Here is a 16,987-nt window from a genome sequence, read left to right as displayed (position 1 = left end):
TAGGCCAAATGTATTTTTCGGCCCTTAGCGGTCATTCGTGCAAAGCGCGGAGAATAACTTAAACGAGCCCACTTTGACCGGTGCTGCGCTGAAAACGAATGTCCTCTTTGGTGCAAAAGTTATGACTTTTGCGACAGATAGTCATGTGATCACGAACTGTTGGCCATTTTGACGTCTGATACCGCACGCGGCATTTTCCGCGTACGGTGTCGTGTTCGCTGTGTTTTATTTTTGGAATACGAGAGCTTGCACGCACATATATGTATCGGCAGGAATTGTAGTATCTTGGTTTCCGCCATCACATTGGAATCTGGCAGAAATACTAAGGTTTTTTTTGTCAGGCGATACATTTAAGTTTCCGGCTTTCCAGTGGGGCGTACCAATGCCAAAACCCTGAGGAAGTAGTTCTGGATTAGAGGGAACGCTGGCCATTTTATGCAAATTACCCGCATGACAACCCATTGAATCAGAACCAACAGCCGTACAATTCGAGGTAATATTAAAAGGCGTTCCTGTTCTTTTATGTTTTGTTTGCACCCATCTGTATTCAAGGCTAGGCCGTTTAATTGCTGGCAGGCAAATGGCTGTTAAATTTAAGGCACCTTTATCCGTATTGAGGAGAGCACAGGCTTCTGGAAACATGATCGGGCCTGACGAGATGTAGGTTCGCGTGCAGTATACTTTCAGCGATTTTGGACCGCTGCTGATTTTGATCGGTCCTTTTAGGGGCGCACCTATTCCCCTGCATTGCGAAAACCCCAGGCCATTGAGGCCTTCCAGAGTCAGATCTCGTGGAAATTGAACGTCAATCGTAATGGTGCGGTCATTATCGCTTTTCTGGAAAATAACGTCTTTGATGTTGAAGAACTCGTGGGAACTCGCGCAACTTTTTACAGCGCCACCGATTTGGGGGTTTAACGTAAGCAAAAAATCAATATTCTTTTGTTTGCTGCTACTTTCAGATTCACTGGAGGAGCATAGATTGTTCATTACGTCGGAAAAAGTACTTCGGTCATAGTTGAAGCCGCCATAACCGTTTGCCCACGCTTCTAAGGAAGTGTCATCGTCTTCAATCTTCCTGAATTGCTCGCACATATGCTCTTTGGACGTGGCAGTTTGGCTGCTTTCTCGATATTCATATTTCTTATCCATGACCAAGCGATCCAGAAGCTTTGAGCAATAGTCACTGTTTGCTGCTGGCGCATGCTGAACGGGCAGTGCGATGAAAAACGCGCCAGCCACAAAAATAGCTGTCTTCAAAGTAAACATTGATAACCTCCCTAGATATAACCTGAGCAGAAATACAATATCAGATTGCATGTGTTAAAGTAAATATCTAAAAGTTGCACAAAGGCATACATCAGTATATGATAATATCCCTTATTATCATACATTATAGATATGTTAGATTGCGCTTTTTTAATCATTCAATTTTGAGGGCAAGTATGGCGGATAAAGAAAAGGCGCGCAAAAAACCACACTGGGTTGTGGAACATGCTGTTAAAGTAGCGGTCGGAGCAATTGTGCTCGGAATAATAGCATGGGGAGTGGCAAACAATGGGAAAATTTTCTGTACACTCATTCACATATTTTCGAACGATCCTCTTAGTTGGGGCTGTTAGCGTGTCCGCAGAGTTGCTTCTCGGTGCTTCTGGAGCTTTCGCTCAGGATTGCGATATCCAGCCTGTTAGTGAGGCCTCTAGCGCGACGTTGGCAACGCAATCCAATTTCACTTGTCTAATCGCAAAACTAGGTGCTGCTCTGAGTAGAGTTGAGGTTTTAGAAGCCGAACTAGAGCCTTTCAGAAATTCTTCCGGCATGGTTGTTGCGTTTAACCGTGGTCAACGGAGTGGGGGGGGCTGTCCGCCAGGATGGTCTTTGTTTGAAAGCGCAGGGGGGCGCATGATTGTTGGTGCGGGCACAAACACAAATACTGATCAAAATGGAATAAATCTTAGGGACTACCCATCATTTAAAGATGACCCGGCAAATGCTGTTGGTGGTGAAGAAAAACACACGCTAATAGGGCCTGAACTGCCACCTCATACTCATAAGTTGCCAGATAATATCTTGACTAATCCTGCACCGAAAACGCAAGTCGACAGCGGTCGTCATGCTGGTACCAATGCTGGCGTAAATATTAATCGCATTGACGCTACGCTTTCAACTGGAGGAGGTCAGGCACACAACAACATGCCACCTTACATTGCACTTTTTTACTGCAAGAAAGACTGAGGTGGTATGAACGATTTGGTTTTACCGACCTCAGCAAACATCCCTACCCCGCTGATCGATGCGGGGCAAAAGGCGCAAATGAGCTTTCTGGAGTTTTTTACGGCCAACATCCAGAACGCGAATACACGCCGGGCCTATTATAGTGCGTCCTGTGAATTTCTGACCTGGTGCCATGAGCGCGGGGTTGTTTCTATTCCTTTGATTCAGCCACTTCACGTCGCCGCGTGGATCGAAGAGCTTGGCCAGACTGTTTCCGTGCCGACCGTAAAACAGCGCCTTGCCGCGATCCGGCATTTGTTTGACTGGTTCGTGGTTCATCAGGTCGTGCCGGTCAATCCGACCGCCAGCGTGCGCGGACCAAGACATGTCGTGAAGCGTGGTAAGACGCCGGTCTTGGAACCATCGGAAACTCGCCAGCTCATCGAGCGGATCGATACTGCCAGGATTGTTGGCCTTCGAGACAGGGCGCTGATCGGCATGATGGTCTATTCCTTTGCCCGGATCGGCGCAGCGCTCAGCCTCAAGGTGGTGGACGTTTACACCCAGAACAGGCGGCTTTGGGTGCGTTTGCACGAAAAGGGTGGCAAGCAACATGACATGCCCTGCCATCACAATCTGGAAATCTGGCTGGATGAATACCTGGAATCAGCCGGGCTGTGGGAGGATCGCAAAGGTTTCGTGTTCCGCACCATCGACCGGGATACGAAAGAGCTGTCAGACCGCCCCCTCCCCCAGGCGAATGCCTATGCCATGATCCAGTGCCGTGCGCGCTAGGCCGGTATTAAAACGCCGATCAGCAATCATACATTCCGGGCGACCGGTATTACCGCCTATCTAAAGAATGAGGGCACGCTCGAAAAGGCTGCGCAGATGGCCAATCACGCGTCCACGCGCACGACACAGCTCTATGATCGGCGGTCCGATGAAGTCAGTCTCGATGAGGTCGAGCGGATTGTGATTTGATTGTCTTTTTAGATGATCATGACTTATGCAACGCGCCTTTGGGTGATGCAAAATCAAGGGCTTGAACTGGTGCGAAAGTCAGTTGCCCAATTCCGTCATTGTAAGTTGTGGTTTTCCGACGTGGCAGACAGCGTGCCTGCGTCGGTCGTGCAAAGGGTCCTATGACCGCTTGAAACAATTGAAGCACCGATTCGAAAGCGGCCATTGGCGCAAGCGCGGCCAAAGCTCACTTTGTCCACATAGCGGTCATTCATTCAATGCGCAGCAAATTCACACTCTCCGCCCTCTCCGGACCTTCGCTTGCTCTCCACCCAACACCCGACATCAGAAACGGTGCAATTCCGGAACAAGTGTGAAATGCTGCCGGTTCTGGATCAGCCCAGCTCCCGCCGGCTCCAGTGATTGCGGCACAGGGAGACGTAGGTTTCGTTGCCGCCGATGACGACCTGGTCGCCTTCTTCCACGATGCGGCCGTCGGCGTCGAGGCGGGCGACCATGGTGGCCTTGCGGCCGCACCAGCAGATGGTCTTGATTTCCTTCAGATTGTCGGCAAGCGCGAGCAGGGCGGCACTGCCGGGGAAGAGCTTGCCCTGAAAGTCGGTCCTGAGGCCGAAACACATTACGGGAATGCGCAGCTCGTCGGCGATCCTGGCCAGTTGCCAGACCTGGTCTTCGGTCAGGAACTGGGCTTCGTCGACGAGGACCGCATCGATCCTGCCCGCTTCGAGGGCCCTGGTGACATGGTCGTAGACATTGTCCCTGGCGTTGAAGATGTCCGCATCGGCGCCGAGCCCGATCCTGGAGGCGATCCGGCCCTTGCCGGCGCGGTCGTCGAAGGCGGCGATCATCAGAAGCGTGGTCATGCCGCGCTCCTGGTAGTTGTAGGCGGCCTGCAGCAGCACCGTCGACTTGCCGGCGTTCATCGAGGAATAGTTGAAATAGAGCTTGGCCATGCGCTTCTTACTGGGAATCGGTCTTGAAGGTCCGGCCAGTCTTCAAAAATCCGGGCGCCGGCTCAAACACTTTTCGGTTGAAACCACAGCCATTTGCTCAATTGGCCGGAAGCGAGGTCTGGCCAAGTTCGACAATAAGCGGCAGATGGTCCGAGCCGATGTCGGGCCCAAGGGTCACATCGACCACCTGAATGTCCCTGGAGACCGCGAACTGGTCGACCGGTGCACCCAGAATCCAGTGCAGACGGTAGTCAAAAAAGAAGCGGGTGGTCTGGGGCCAGCCGTCCGGATAGGCGGTCTTCAAGCCGTTGCGGTCGAGCGTTTCCTGGAACCGGGCGGACCAGGGCGCACTGTTCCAGTCGCCGATGGCCACGATGTTGTCACCGTTGCCGGCCTTGAGCCCGTCAATGATCCTGTCGACCTCGTCGAAATAGGCGCGCTTGTTCTGCCAGCGTGCCTCGGTGCGCGGACTGTCCGGATGGATGGCGACCAGATGCAGCGGGTCCGCGCCCGTGTCCAGCGTGAGCGACAGCACCTCGCGGTCGGCGTCGTAGTAGACATTGGCGCCGGTCGGAAGGTCCCCCTGGATTATGCGCGAGTCCGTCTTGACGATCGGAAAGCGGGAATAGACGGCAAGGCCGCCGAGATCCCCGACCCTGAGATGATGTGGAAAGCCGTGTTCACCCGCGCTTCCGACGCTGAGCCCGAGACGTTGCCAGCGGCGTTCCTGCAGTCCCCACAGCACTTCCTGGAGGACGACGACATCGGGTCGTTCCGTTTCCAGGAACTCCTGAAAAACCGTGTCGCCGAGGAAAAGGCGTTCAATGTTGACGGAAACGATCTTGAGCGGGCGCTCCCCCGCCGCGAGCGGACCTGCGGGCCTGGTGTTGGCGAGCGTACGGGCTCCGGTCAGTCCGGCAAGGCCTATCAGCGCCGCCAGCGCAAGGCAGCAGACGAGACGGTAGACCCGGGCAAGGCGATGACGGACCAGAAGGCCGAGTGTTCCGGCAAGGCAGCCCGCCAGGCCGGCTGCGAGAAACTGCCTCAGAAAGAAGCTCATGTTGTCCGCGAGCCAGAAATCGGGTGCCAGGAACGCGGACAGGCCCAGGACGCAGACCGCAATAGCGCCAAGGTTGCCGCACCAGCCCGCGAGGGAGAGACAGGCCTGGAGCGGGGTTCGCGATCGCGATCGTGGGTAGGGGTCAAGCGGCATGGCTGGCGTTTCCGGCATACGGTGTGGTGCGGTGTGCATAGCACAAGCGACCCGGGTCCGTGGGCAAAGCTTGCAGCAGGCTCGGTGCGGGCCATCGAGGAGCGGGGAGCAGCACCGGTCCGGAAAGCCCCATCAGCAGGCCTCACTCATGGAAATGGTCATAGACCAGCCTTGCCATGGCTTCGGAAATGCCCGGAACAGCCGCCAGATCCTCCAGTCCGGCCTTCGATACGGCCTTGGCGGTGCCGAAATGCGTCAGCAAGGCCTTCTTGCGGGTCGGGCCGATGCCGGCGATCTCGTCCAGCGGATTGCGTGTGATGTCCTTCTTGCGGCGGGCACGGTGGCTGCCGATGGCGAACCGGTGCGCCTCGTCGCGCAGACGCTGGACGAAATATAGAACCGGATCGCGCTCTGGCAGCATGATCGACTGACGTCCGGGAATGAAGAATTTCTCGCGTCCGGCGTCCCGGTCCGGCCCCTTGGCGATCCCGACAAGAGGCACGTTGGTGATGCCGAGGCTTTCCAGGGTTTCGCGCGCGGCCGTGAGCTGTCCCTGGCCGCCGTCGATCAGAACCAGATCGGGCCAGGCGGGCATGTCCGCGCTCGCCGGCAGGTCTTCCGCAGCTTCATCGCCGTTGGCCGCCGCCGATGGCTCCAGTGTTTCCGGTTTTTCCGGGCGGGCGTGTTCCTTGAGGAGGCGCGAAAAACGCCGGGACAGGACCTCGCGCATCATGCCGTAGTCGTCGCCCGGAACGAGATCCTCCGACTTGATGTTGAACTTGCGGTATTGCCCCTTGTTGAACCCTTCCAGCCCGGCGACGATCATGCCGCCAACCGCGTTGGTGCCCATGATGTGGGAGTTGTCGTAGACTTCGATCCGGCGCGGCGGAGCGGCGAGATCGAAGGCTTCGGCGACCCCCTTCAGCAGCCGGGCCTGGCTGGAGGTTTCCGCCAGACGGCGGCCAAGGGCCTCGCGGGCATTGGTGAGCGCGTGGTCCACCAGGTCCTTCTTTTCACCGCGCTTCGGCGTCGAAATCTCGACCTTGCGGCCGGTGCGTTCGCTCAGGGCTTCCGCCAGCAGGTCCTGCTCTTCAAGCAAATGGGACAGAAGGATCTGGCGGGGCGCCGGCTTGTCGTCATAGAACTGGGCGAGGAAGCTTTCAAGGATGTCGGCTTCCTCGAGGGACTTGTCGGCCTTCGGGAAATAGGCCCGGTTGCCCCAGTTCTGGCCGGTGCGGAAGAAGAACACCTGGACACAGCTCTGGCCGCCATCCTGATGGATGGCGAAGACATCGGCTTCCTCGACCGATTGCGGGTTGATGCCCTGATGGGCCTGGACGTGGGACAGGGCCGACAGGCGGTCGCGGTAAATGGCGGCGCGCTCGAATTCCAGATCCGCAGACGCCGTTTCCATCTGTTCGGCGAGCTGCTTCTTGATCAACTGGCTGCGGCCGGACAGGAACGCCTTGGCTTCCGAGACGAGACCGGCGTAGTCCTGCGGATCGATTTCCCCGGTGCACGGGCCGGCGCAGCGCTTGATCTGGTACTGCAGGCAGGGGCGGGTGCGGTTTTCGTAAAAGCTGTCCGAACAGGTCCGGATCAGGAAGGCTTTCTGCAGGGCGTTGATCGTGCGGTCGACGGCTCCGGCGGAGGCAAAGGGCCCGAAATAGTCGCCCTTGCGCTTGCGGGCGCCCCGGTGCTTGACGATGGCCGGTGCCGGGTGCTCTCCGGTCACGAGAATATAGGGGAAGGACTTGTCGTCCCGCAGCAGCACGTTGAAGCGCGGGCGCAGCCGCTTGATCAGATTGGCTTCCAGCAGGAGCGCTTCGGCTTCCGTCCGGGTGACGACGAACTCCATCGCCGCCGTCGCCAGGATCATGCGCCCGATGCGATTGGACTGACCCTGAAGCCTGGTGTAGCTGGTCACCCGCTTTTTCAGGCTGCGCGCCTTGCCGACGTAGAGAACGACGCCGTCTTCATCGAGCATGCGGTAGACGCCCGGACCGTTGGGCAGGCGCCTGACCTCGTCGGCGATGACCTCCACGCCCTTGCGCAAGGCTGCCGCGTCTTCCTGGGGCTCGGGCGCACCCTCGTTATGAGAATCGGTTTTGTCCTGCATGGCAGACATTTAAGCGTCAATCGACCTTCAGGAAAGAGGCCCCGGGCGATCCGTTGTTACCGGTGCAAGGGTGTGATGCTCAGGCGGCATGCCCGAACATGTAGACCGTGGCGATGTAAATGGCGTAGGCGGCGGTCATCGCGAGGCCGGAAATCCGGCCGAGACATACGCGGAAACCGGCCAGCGCCGTCAGTATTAGCGCACAGGCCAGCATCACCCAGATGTCCAGTTTCAACACTTCGGACGGAACATCGATGGGAACGACCACGGCGGTGATGCCGATGATCGCGAGCAGATTGAAAATGTTGGATCCGATGACGTTGCCGATGGCCACGGCGCCGTGCTGGCGGATGGCCGCCATGACCGTGGTGGCGAGTTCCGGAAGCGACGTGCCGAGCGCGATCACGGTCAGGCCGATCACCGCTTCGCTTACACCCCAGGCCGAGGCGATGGACGTTGCGCCGGTGATCGTGAAATGTGCGCCAAGGGGCAATCCGACCATGCCAAGAGCAATATAGACAAACGCGATCCAGAGGGAATCGGGAACGTCCTCGACATCGTCCAGCACATCGTCGGCTTCGTCGGCGGCGTCTGCAGTCGCGACGGCGGCACCGGCGGCCGCGGCGGCAATCGCCTTCTGCTCCTTGCGGTGGCGCTGCGCCACGATCGTCGAGGCCGCCAGAAAGACGCCCAGAAGTGCCAGCAGCAGCAGCCCCGCCGGCAAGCCGATGGGGGTGAAGAAACACAGGGCGATGAAGACAAGCGTGACGGCGACCATATAGAGAGCGTTGCGGGTCGCGCCGGTCTCTCCGCAGGGCGTTGCCGCGATCAGGGCGGGCATGCCCAGGACGAGAAGCACATTGGCGATATTCGATCCGACCACATTGCCGATGGCGATGCCGCCGGCACCGGCCAGGGCGGCATTCAGGGAAATGACCAGTTCCGGAGCCGATGTTCCGAAGGCAACGATGGTCAGGCCGATGACCAGATTGGGAATTCCAAGACGCTGCGCTACCCCGACAGACCCTCTGACCAAGACATCGCCTGCGATAATCAGAACAACAAGTCCGCCTGCGAGGCTGATGTAGTCAAACAGCATTTACGAGTTCCGGTTCCGGTCTGGTGTGATCGACGTGCCCGGCTCCTGGAAAGGAGCCAAGTCCGGTTGGGCGCCTTATACGCAATAGATTGATCCGGGGAAAGGCGGGGGCAACGATCTTTCTACCCGGCAGATGGCGACGGAACGTGCAAATTGCAATGGTCTTAACGGGCCATTGAACCTGTCCGATTGTTGCCGCTATTTGCCATCAAAACTCCCAAATCTCAATCCTGATCCGCCACAAACACTCCCCATATCTCGCCTGAGGGGGAGAGTGGGGACGTGTGACGCCCGTCCTGCTCGCACTTGGCCGGCCTGTCCGGCTATCTGATAACGAGTCATGTGGATCTGGAGTATCTTTGATGAAACGTCTTGCACTTGCTGGCATGGCATTGACCGCCGCAACGGCCGCTACCGCACCGGTACTGGCCGCGGATCTGCCCCAGTCACCGGCACCGGCCTACGAGGCGGTTCCGGCTCCGCAGCAGAGCATTGACTGGTCCGGGATCTATCTCGGCGGCAACCTCGGCTGGGCCTTCGGCAACTTCGCCAACGAATCCGGCAATACCGGTCTGGGCACCAACGCAAACGGCGTCGCCGGCGGTCTCTATGCCGGTTACAATTTCCAGGTCACGCCGAATATGGTTCTCGGCGCGGAAGCCGATTTCAGCCTGACGGACCTGGAAGACTCGCGCCGCAATGGCGGCCTGAACGTCACGTCCAAGTCGGACTGGAATTCCAATATCCGGGCACGTGTCGGCTACACCTTCGACCGATACATGGTCTATGGCGCCGGCGGTCTCGCCCTGGCCGACCTGGAACTCTCCGGGGCCGGCGACAAGGACAGCAAGACAGCGCTGGGCTGGACCGTCGGTGCGGGTGCCGAGGCGGCCATCACCAACAACGTGAGCGCCCGGCTCGAGTACGTCTACCAGGACTTCGGCAGCCAGGATTTCAACCTGAACGGAACGGGTGTCAGCTCGGAGTTCAACAATTCGCAGGTGCGGATGGGGGTTGGTTACAAGTTCTGACCTGACCGGCGATTTTGGCAACAGGCCCGGCACCGGAAGGTGCCGGGTTTTTTGTTACAAGTGGTTACAAGGTTTTCAGAATTTCGCCTTACATGCATGGTAGTTTGAGCGATGTGATTCAGGCGCGTTTTTTTCGTGCGCATTCGTCTGGGCCGCGTGCGAACAGCGCGCGGCGCTCTGTTTCGGTGGGAGAGGTGTATGCGGTTCCTGGTGCGCGGGCTCGTGGGTCTGGCATTGATGGCGGTGATGATCGGCTTTGCCGGGTTCGGCGTCTACCGGCTCTACGGGGTCATGACCGCGGAAGAGACGGTGCGCAAGCGGCCTGCCCGGGAACGCAGCTACTCGGTCAATGTCGCCGAACTCACTCCGCAGACCGTCGCCCCGGTCACGACCGCCTATGGCGAGATCGAAAGCTGGCGCACGCTTGAGCTCAGGGCCAGTTCCGAAGGCCGGCTTGTCGATGTCGCCACAAAGTTTCGCGACGGCGCGGCCGTTGCCGAAGGCGAGTTGCTCCTGCGGATCGATCCGGCCAATGCGGATTTCCTGGTTCTGGACGCCGAGGCGGCCCTTGCGGACGCGGAAGCGCAGAAAGCCGAAGCCGAGGAAGCCATCGTCGGCGCCGAGCAGGAACTTGTAGCCGCGCGCCGTCAGCTCGAGCTGCGCCGCCAGGCGCTGGAGCGTCAGCGGCAATTGAAGGACAAGGGCTATTCGACCGCGGTTCAGGTCGAGGCCGAGGAACTGGGCGTTGCCTCGCTGGAGCAGTCCCTGAGCAACCGGCTGCAGGCGGTGATCACCGCGCGCAAGCGTATCGAGCGCATGGACCTGACCGTGAAACGCGCCAGACTGGTGCTGAAAGACGCGCAGCGGGTGCTCGACGAGACGACCCTCACGGCACCGTTCGACGGCTATCTCTCCGAAGTGAACGCCACGCTCGGCCGGAGGGTCAGTGCCTCCGAAGCCCTGGCGCAACTGATCGATCCGGCGGCGCTGGAAGTCAGGTTCTCGCTGTCGACCAGCGAATTCTCGCGCCTTCTCGACGACAGCGGTTCGCTCATCAAGGCGCCGGTCAAAGTGATGCTGCAACTCGGCGGACGCTCGATCGAGGTTCCGGGACGGGTCGACCGGTCCGCGGCGGTGGTCTCGGAGGGAGAGGCGGGCCGGACGCTGTTCGCATCCCTGGAAATCGAGCCTGGAACGGTGTTGCGCCCCGGAGACTTCGTAAAGGTCGAGGTCAATGAGCCACCCCTGCACGATGTCGCGCTCGTGCCGTCCGCCGCCGTCACGGAAGACGGCCGTCTTCTCGTGGTTGGAGAGGGGGACCGGATCGATGAAATCCGCAGCACCGTCCTGCGCCGGATGGGCAATGAGGTGGTGCTGGCCGATGTTCCCTTTGGCGCCGACTACGTGCGCGAGCGGCTGCCGCAGCTTGGAACCGGCCTGAAGGTCACCGCCAGGCGGAGCGACGACGGCGGGCAAGCTCCGGCAGACGGCACGCCGGTTTCGGTGCAGGAGCCGCAACCGGACGCCCCGCGCCCGTCCGGGGATCTGGTCGCGCTGGAGCCGGAAAGGCGTGCCGCGCTGATCGCCCGGCTGACCACGTCCGACATTCCTGAAAACCGGAAGGCCCGTCTGCTTGCCCTGTTGAACAAGCCGATGGTGCCCAAGGATCTGATCGATCGTCTTGAACAACGGTCCGGCCGCAGTGGCTAGGCCGCCCGGTTCGGGTTTTCGCACTGACTGTGGAGTGTTTTGAAATGCGTTCTCCTGGCGGCTCACAATTTGCTTCATTGCTGGATTACATGGTGCGGCACAAGACCGCCGCGAACCTGCTGCTTGCGCTGATGCTGCTGAGCGGGGTGGCGGCGGGAACACAGATCCGAACGCAGTTCTTCCCCGACTTCGTGCGCGAGGAAGTCGATGTCGAGATCAACTGGCCCGGTGCGGGGCCGGAGGACATGGACCGGTCGGTGGTCGAAATTCTCGGCCCGCAGCTGCTGGCGATCAACGGGGTTGACGAGGCAACCTCGATCTCCCGCGAGGGCACGGCCAGCATCGAACTGGAATTCGAGGACGGCTGGGACATGGGCCAGGCCACGGACGAGGTCAAGGCGGCGGTGGACCAGGCCCGTTCCAGCCTGCCGGAAGGTGTCGAGGAACCGGAAATTTCGCGCAGCGTCTACCGGGACCGCGTCACCGATGTGGTCATCTACGGCCCGGTGGATATCGATCAGCTCGCGCGTTTCGCGGAGGATCTGCAGACGGTCCTGTTCCGGCAGGACGTGACGCGGGTGTCGATCCAGGGTCTGGCGGATCCGATCATCCGGGTCAATGTGGGTGAAAGCATGCTGGTACGGCATGATCTGACCCTCGCCGAAATCGCCGAGACCGTTTCCGCCGAGATGGAAACCACACCTGCCGGTGATATCAGCGGCAGCGGTGCCCGGCTCAGAACCGGACAGGCGCGCCGCTCCGAGCAGGAACTCGGCGAGATCGTCGTCAAGGCGCCTTCCCAGGGCGAAAAGCTGCAATTGCGGTCCGTTGCCGACATCGTGACCGAAGGCGTGGAAAGCGGACGGGCCTATTATCACAAGGGCATGCCGGCGGTGGTGCTGCGGGTCGACCGGAGCGCACAGGGCGATACCATTGCGATCCAGCGCGCCGTAGAGAGGATCACCGCGGAGTTCCAGGGGACCCTGCCCGAGGGGGTCGTGGTCCAACTGACCAACACGCGCTCCCAGGCGATCATCGACCGAATGGACATCCTGATCGAAAACGGGGCGTTCGGGCTCGGTCTCGTGCTGGCGTTCCTGTTCCTGTTCCTGTCGTCGCGCACCGCCTTCTGGGTTGCAGCCGGCATTCCCGTGGCCATGGCGGCCACCATCGGCTTGATGTATGCCTTCGGGCTGACCCTCAACATGATCTCCGTGTTTGCGCTGATCATCTGCCTCGGCATCGTCGTGGACGACGCCATCGTGGTGGGGGAACACGCGGACTTCCTGCACCGGCGGGGCCATTCGCCGGCCGAGGCGGCGAGCCTTGCGGCGCGGCGCATGACGGCACCCGTGTTCAGCGCGTCGATCACCACCCTGATTGCCTTTATCGGACTGACCGCGATCGGAGGGCGGTTCGGCAGCCTGGTCGCCGACATTCCGTTCACCGTTGCGGTGGTGCTGATCGCGAGCCTGATAGAATCGTTCCTGATCCTGCCCGCGCATATGAACCACGCCCTGTCCGCGAGCAAGAAGCCGCGCTGGTACGACTGGCCCAACAGGGCCTTCAACCGGGGCTTCGTCTGGTTCCGGGAAACCGCGTTCCGGCCGGGCATCGGCCGGGTCATCCAGCTGCGTTATCCCGCCATCGGTCTGGCGGTGATGATCCTTGCCCTGTCCGTGTCGCTGTTTTTCGACGGCAGCGTGCGCTGGCGGTTTTTCAATGCGCCGGAGCGTGCCGTGGTGTCCGCCAGCATTGCCATGATGCCGGGAGCGGAGCGCGAGGACACGAAGGCGATGATCGCCGAGATGGAACGGGCGCTGGATACCGTCAACGTGCGCTACTCGGAAGAATACGGGGCGGAACCGGTGCTGTTTACCCTGTCCACGGTCGGCGCCACCGCCGGGCGTGGCCTGAGCGGGGCCGATACGAAGGATGTCGACCAGCTCGGGGGGATCTCGATCGAACTTCTCGACCCGGATCTTCGCCCCTATTCCGCCTTCCAGTTCATCGGTGACTGGCGCGGAGAGATCCGGAAGCCGCCCTTGCTGGAAACGCTGGCCGTTCGTGGAGAGCGCTCCGGTCCGGGCGGTGACGCGATCGACGTCAAGCTCTATGGCAGCGCGACCGAGAACCTGAAGGCAGCCGCCGAAAGCCTCAAGCAGTCGCTGGCGCCGCTGGATGGCGTCAGCGCGCTGGAGGATACACTTTCCTACGACAAGCCGGAGCTCAGCCTGACGCTGACGCCGCGGGGCGAGGCGCTCGGTTTCACGACCGATGATGTCGCCAAGATCCTGCGCAACCGGCTGGAGGGCATCGAAGTCGCCGAGTTTCCTGTGGGACGACGAACGGCCAAGGTCAAGGTGCTGATGCCCGACGAGGAAGCCGACGCTTCTTTCCTGTACACGACCCGGGTGCGCACGAATGCGGGCACCTATGTCTCCTTAAGCGAAATCGTGCGGATCGACAGCAACTACGGCTTTGCCTCCGTGCGCCGGAGCGACGGCCTGAGAACCCTGCGTGTGACCGGTGACGTCTCGGAGGACGATCCGGAGGCGGCCGCGCGGGTCACGGCGCTGTTGCAGGACGAACTGCTGCCTCAGCTTGCCTCGGAGTTCGATGTGGAAAGCGAGATGAGCGGTCTGGCAGAGCAGGAGCGGTCCTTCCTGTCGGATGCCATGATCGGCTTTGCCCTGTGCCTGGCCGGGATCTACCTGGTTTTGTGCTGGATCTTCGAATCCTGGACGCGGCCTCTGATGATCATGCTGATCATCCCCTTCGGTTGCGTCGGCATGATCTGGGGGCATTACCTCCACGGCATTCCGCTGTCGATGTTCTCGGTGGTCGGCTTTATCGGCATGGCGGGCATCATCATCAACGACAGCATCGTGCTGGTCACGACGATCGACGAATACGCCCGGGACCATCCGTTCCGCCAGGCGGTGGTGAACGGCGTCTGCGACCGTCTGCGTGCCGTGGTGCTGACAACGGCGACGACGGTGTTCGGCCTGGCCCCGCTGCTGTTCGAAACCAGCCGTCAGGCGCAATTCCTGCTGCCCACCGTGATCACGCTGGCCTACGGGCTCGGCTTCGGCCTGTTCCTCGTGCTGCTCCTGGTTCCCGCGTTCCTGATGGCACAGAAGGACATCGGTCAGACGATGGTCAGCGGCCGCCGGCTCCTCAAGGCACGCGGGCGCGGCCCCCTGTCGGGGAGCCGGACCTCATAGGAACACCGAGACCAGGTTCGGCCATGTCAGCAGGACCAGCAGGGCCAGAAGCTGTATGGCGATGAAGGGCAGGAAACCCTTGAAGATGTCGGTCAGCGAGATGTGTGGCGGGGCGACCGACTTCAGATAGAACGCTGCCGGTCCGAAGGGCGGCGACAGGAAGCTGACCTGCATGTTCATGGTGAACACCACACCGAACCAGATCGCGACGTGTTTGGGCTCCACATTGCCGAGGAAGCCGAGTTCCTCGACGGGCATTGCCAGGACGATCGGCAGGAAGACGGGCATGATCAGCAAAACGATGCCGACCCAGTCCATGAACATCCCCATGATCAGGAAGACCACCATCATCACCAGAATGATGCCCATCGTCGGCAGCTCGGTTCCGACAATCAGATTGGCGACATAGGCCGGACCGCCGGCGAGCGTGTATGCGGCAGCGAGCGCTGCCGCGCCCACCGTTACCCAGATTATGGTACCGGTGGATTTCATCGTGCGCATCAGGGAGTCCAGCAGAACGTTCAGGCTCATTTCACCGCGCAGGACGGAAATCACGAAGACCGCGACCACACCCATCGCGGCGGCCTCGGTGATGCCGGTGATGCCGCCATAGATCGACCCGAGAACGACGCCGATGACGACCAGAGGGGCAACGAGGCCCTTGCCCATCTCCCATCCCAGCCGGATCCTGTCGCGGCCGAAGACGAATGCGATCAGCAGGAACCCAGCTATCAGTATGCCGGCCTGATACGGCAGGTCCGACACCATGCCCCAGGTGATCGGGTCAACGCCTTCGGTGACGGCATTCGCTCCGGTGGCGGTGAGAAACAGGGTGCGCACCAGCAGCAGGACTGTGGTCGCAAGGACGATCACGGTCATGAAGCCGGCAAACAGGAACGCTTTTTCCTTGCCGGGCGGGTCGTTCGGATCAGGTTCGGGCAAGGGCGCCTGGTCCGAGTTCAGTTGCGTCCGGACGATGATGTAGATCAGAAAGAACGAGGCCAGCATGAAACCCGGCAGGAACGAGGCCGTGAACAGCGCCTTGATCGAGGTTTCCGTAACAAGGCCATAGAAGATCAGAACGATTGAAGGCGGAATCATTGTGCCCAGAGACCCGCTGGCGCAGATCGTGCCGATGGCGAGGTTCTGGTTGTAGCCGAGGCGGAGCATCTGCGGCAGGGCGATCAACCCGAGCAGAACGACTTCCCCGCCGATGATGCCGGACATCGCCGCCATGATCACGGCCATGATCGAAGTCACGATCGCAATTCCGCCCCGGGTCCGGCTGAGCCAAACGTTGAGCGAGGAGTACATGTCCTTGGCGATGCCGCTGCGTTCCAGCAGCGCCGCCATGAATATGAACAGGGGAACAGAAATCAGGACATAATTCGTCATCTGCCGGTAGATCGCCTGGCCGAGGACAGCCAGAGGCCCGCGCCCGAAATCCCGGAACAGCAGGTCCGGTCCGAATTTCAGCACAAGGACAGCGCCAGCGAGGGTGGCCGAGGCGAAACCAAGTGGCATGCCCATGGCCAGCAGCAGGAACAGGCCGAGCAGCAGGAGTAGTGAAATCGTTCCGACGTCCATTCGGCTAGCCCTCTAAATTCTTGCGAATGAGTTCGATCTCATGCTCGTCAATTTCGTCGACCGGAAGGTGAACTTCCGGAGCCTTGTTCCAATCGGCGATCAGGTTGGACAGGGCCTGGATGGCCACCAGAAGCACGATGATCAGGATCGCGGGCTTGATGGTGGCGGGAATTGGCGGATCCCAGGCGGTTCCGAACGTCTCCCACCGGAAGAACTTGGCCACGGCCTCGTTGTAGCCGCCCCAGATCAGCAGGAATGTGAAGACCCAGATCAGAAAGACCGAAATCACATCCGAAAGCTTCTGGAGCCAGCGGGGAAACAGGTCGTAGATGATGAAGATGCGAATGTGGCTGCGCTGCTGCATCGCATAGAGGCCCGCGAGCAGGAAAACGATGCCCGCGATCCACAGGGACAGCTCATTTGCCCAGAGTGTCGGTTTCGAGAAAACATAGCGAGAGATGACTTCGAAGAACATGACCAGCACGATGCCGGCGGTCGCCATCATGGCCAGGCGGGCGCATATCAGACTGACGATGTCGAAGAAACCGGAAGGCTCGGACTCGATCACGCCGCGCGTGTCGGACAGATAGATGCCGGCCGAAAGCAGGGCAATCGTTGCCAGGATCAGCATCGCGAGCACGGTCGGCGTCTGCGTCGGCGACAGGACCTGCTTCATGTCGAATTCGGCGCCGAAAAACAATCCGCCCAGGATCAGCCCGAGGACAATCGCCACGGCACCGAGAAAACTGGTCACCATGATGATACGGACCGGTTTTCTGGCGGCCCCCAGCCACACGCTTTCCGCTTGAACAGGCACACCGCCCTCCCTTGCGTTTCAACGACCCAGCGA

General features: G+C 60.1%; 12 protein-coding genes. 5 read left to right on the top strand and 7 right to left on the bottom strand.

The window, feature by feature from the left end; all coding sequences use genetic code 11:
- Positions 1-225 precede the first annotated feature (225 nt).
- A complete protein-coding gene (locus WNZ15_RS23115; protein WP_342895394.1) occupies positions 226-1,269 on the bottom strand; it encodes a hypothetical protein in 1,044 nt (347 codons plus the stop codon).
- A gap of 288 nt (positions 1,270-1,557) precedes the next feature.
- Here WNZ15_RS23115 and WNZ15_RS23110 point away from each other — a divergent pair, with 288 nt between their 5' ends.
- Both WNZ15_RS23110 and WNZ15_RS23105 read left to right on the top strand, forming a co-directional pair.
- The gene (locus WNZ15_RS23110) at positions 1,558-2,235 is read left to right on the top strand and encodes a hypothetical protein (RefSeq protein WP_342895393.1); all 678 of its coding nucleotides are present in this window, start codon (positions 1,558-1,560) and stop codon (positions 2,233-2,235) included.
- 6 nt (positions 2,236-2,241) lie between these two features.
- Complete coding sequence (locus WNZ15_RS23105; RefSeq protein ID WP_342895392.1) at positions 2,242-3,009, top strand: tyrosine-type recombinase/integrase; 768 nt, start codon at positions 2,242-2,244, stop codon at positions 3,007-3,009.
- A 563-nt stretch (positions 3,010-3,572) separates the two neighbouring features.
- On the opposite strand, the gene WNZ15_RS23100 is transcribed toward WNZ15_RS23105, so the two are convergent.
- From WNZ15_RS23100 to WNZ15_RS23085, 4 genes are all read right to left on the bottom strand, one after another.
- Positions 3,573-4,151: a thymidine kinase gene (locus WNZ15_RS23100; RefSeq protein WP_342895391.1), complete on the bottom strand. Its 579-nt coding sequence runs from the start codon at positions 4,149-4,151 to the stop codon at positions 3,573-3,575.
- A gap of 97 nt (positions 4,152-4,248) precedes the next feature.
- Complete coding sequence (locus tag WNZ15_RS23095) at positions 4,249-5,364, bottom strand: endonuclease/exonuclease/phosphatase family protein (protein ID WP_342895390.1); 1,116 nt, start codon at positions 5,362-5,364, stop codon at positions 4,249-4,251.
- 142 nt (positions 5,365-5,506) lie between these two features.
- The gene (uvrC, locus tag WNZ15_RS23090; protein WP_342895389.1) at positions 5,507-7,483 is read right to left on the bottom strand and encodes an excinuclease ABC subunit UvrC; all 1,977 of its coding nucleotides are present in this window, start codon (positions 7,481-7,483) and stop codon (positions 5,507-5,509) included.
- A gap of 79 nt (positions 7,484-7,562) precedes the next feature.
- The gene (locus WNZ15_RS23085) at positions 7,563-8,582 is read right to left on the bottom strand and encodes a calcium/sodium antiporter (protein ID WP_342895388.1); all 1,020 of its coding nucleotides are present in this window, start codon (positions 8,580-8,582) and stop codon (positions 7,563-7,565) included.
- Positions 8,583-8,944: 362 nt separating this feature from the next.
- Between WNZ15_RS23085 and WNZ15_RS23080 the strand changes: the two genes are divergently transcribed.
- The 3 genes from WNZ15_RS23080 (at position 8,945) to WNZ15_RS23070 (ending at position 14,550) form a co-directional block, all read left to right on the top strand.
- Positions 8,945-9,613: an outer membrane protein gene (locus WNZ15_RS23080; protein ID WP_342895387.1), complete on the top strand. Its 669-nt coding sequence runs from the start codon at positions 8,945-8,947 to the stop codon at positions 9,611-9,613.
- Between the two features lie 198 nt (positions 9,614-9,811).
- Positions 9,812-11,323, top strand: a complete 1,512-nt coding sequence (locus tag WNZ15_RS23075) for an HlyD family efflux transporter periplasmic adaptor subunit (protein ID WP_342895386.1) — start codon at positions 9,812-9,814, stop codon at positions 11,321-11,323.
- A 44-nt stretch (positions 11,324-11,367) separates the two neighbouring features.
- Positions 11,368-14,550 (top strand): efflux RND transporter permease subunit, encoded by a 3,183-nt coding sequence (locus tag WNZ15_RS23070; RefSeq protein WP_342895385.1) that lies wholly within the window; start codon positions 11,368-11,370, stop codon positions 14,548-14,550.
- On the opposite strand, the gene WNZ15_RS23065 is transcribed toward WNZ15_RS23070, so the two are convergent.
- Positions 14,545-16,137, bottom strand: a complete 1,593-nt coding sequence (locus WNZ15_RS23065) for a TRAP transporter large permease subunit (protein ID WP_342895384.1) — start codon at positions 16,135-16,137, stop codon at positions 14,545-14,547. The two genes, WNZ15_RS23070 and WNZ15_RS23065, sit on opposite strands and share 6 nt — an antisense overlap.
- Positions 16,138-16,141: 4 nt before the next feature.
- On the bottom strand, positions 16,142-16,954 hold the full coding sequence (locus tag WNZ15_RS23060; protein WP_342895383.1) for a TRAP transporter small permease: 813 nt from the start codon (positions 16,952-16,954) through the stop codon (positions 16,142-16,144).
- Between the last annotated feature and the right edge of the window lie 33 nt (positions 16,955-16,987).

The organism is Roseibium sp. AS2 (assembly GCF_038900065.1).
GTDB lineage: Bacteria > Pseudomonadota > Alphaproteobacteria > Rhizobiales > Stappiaceae > Roseibium.
This window is presented reverse-complemented; position numbering and strand designations above follow the sequence as displayed.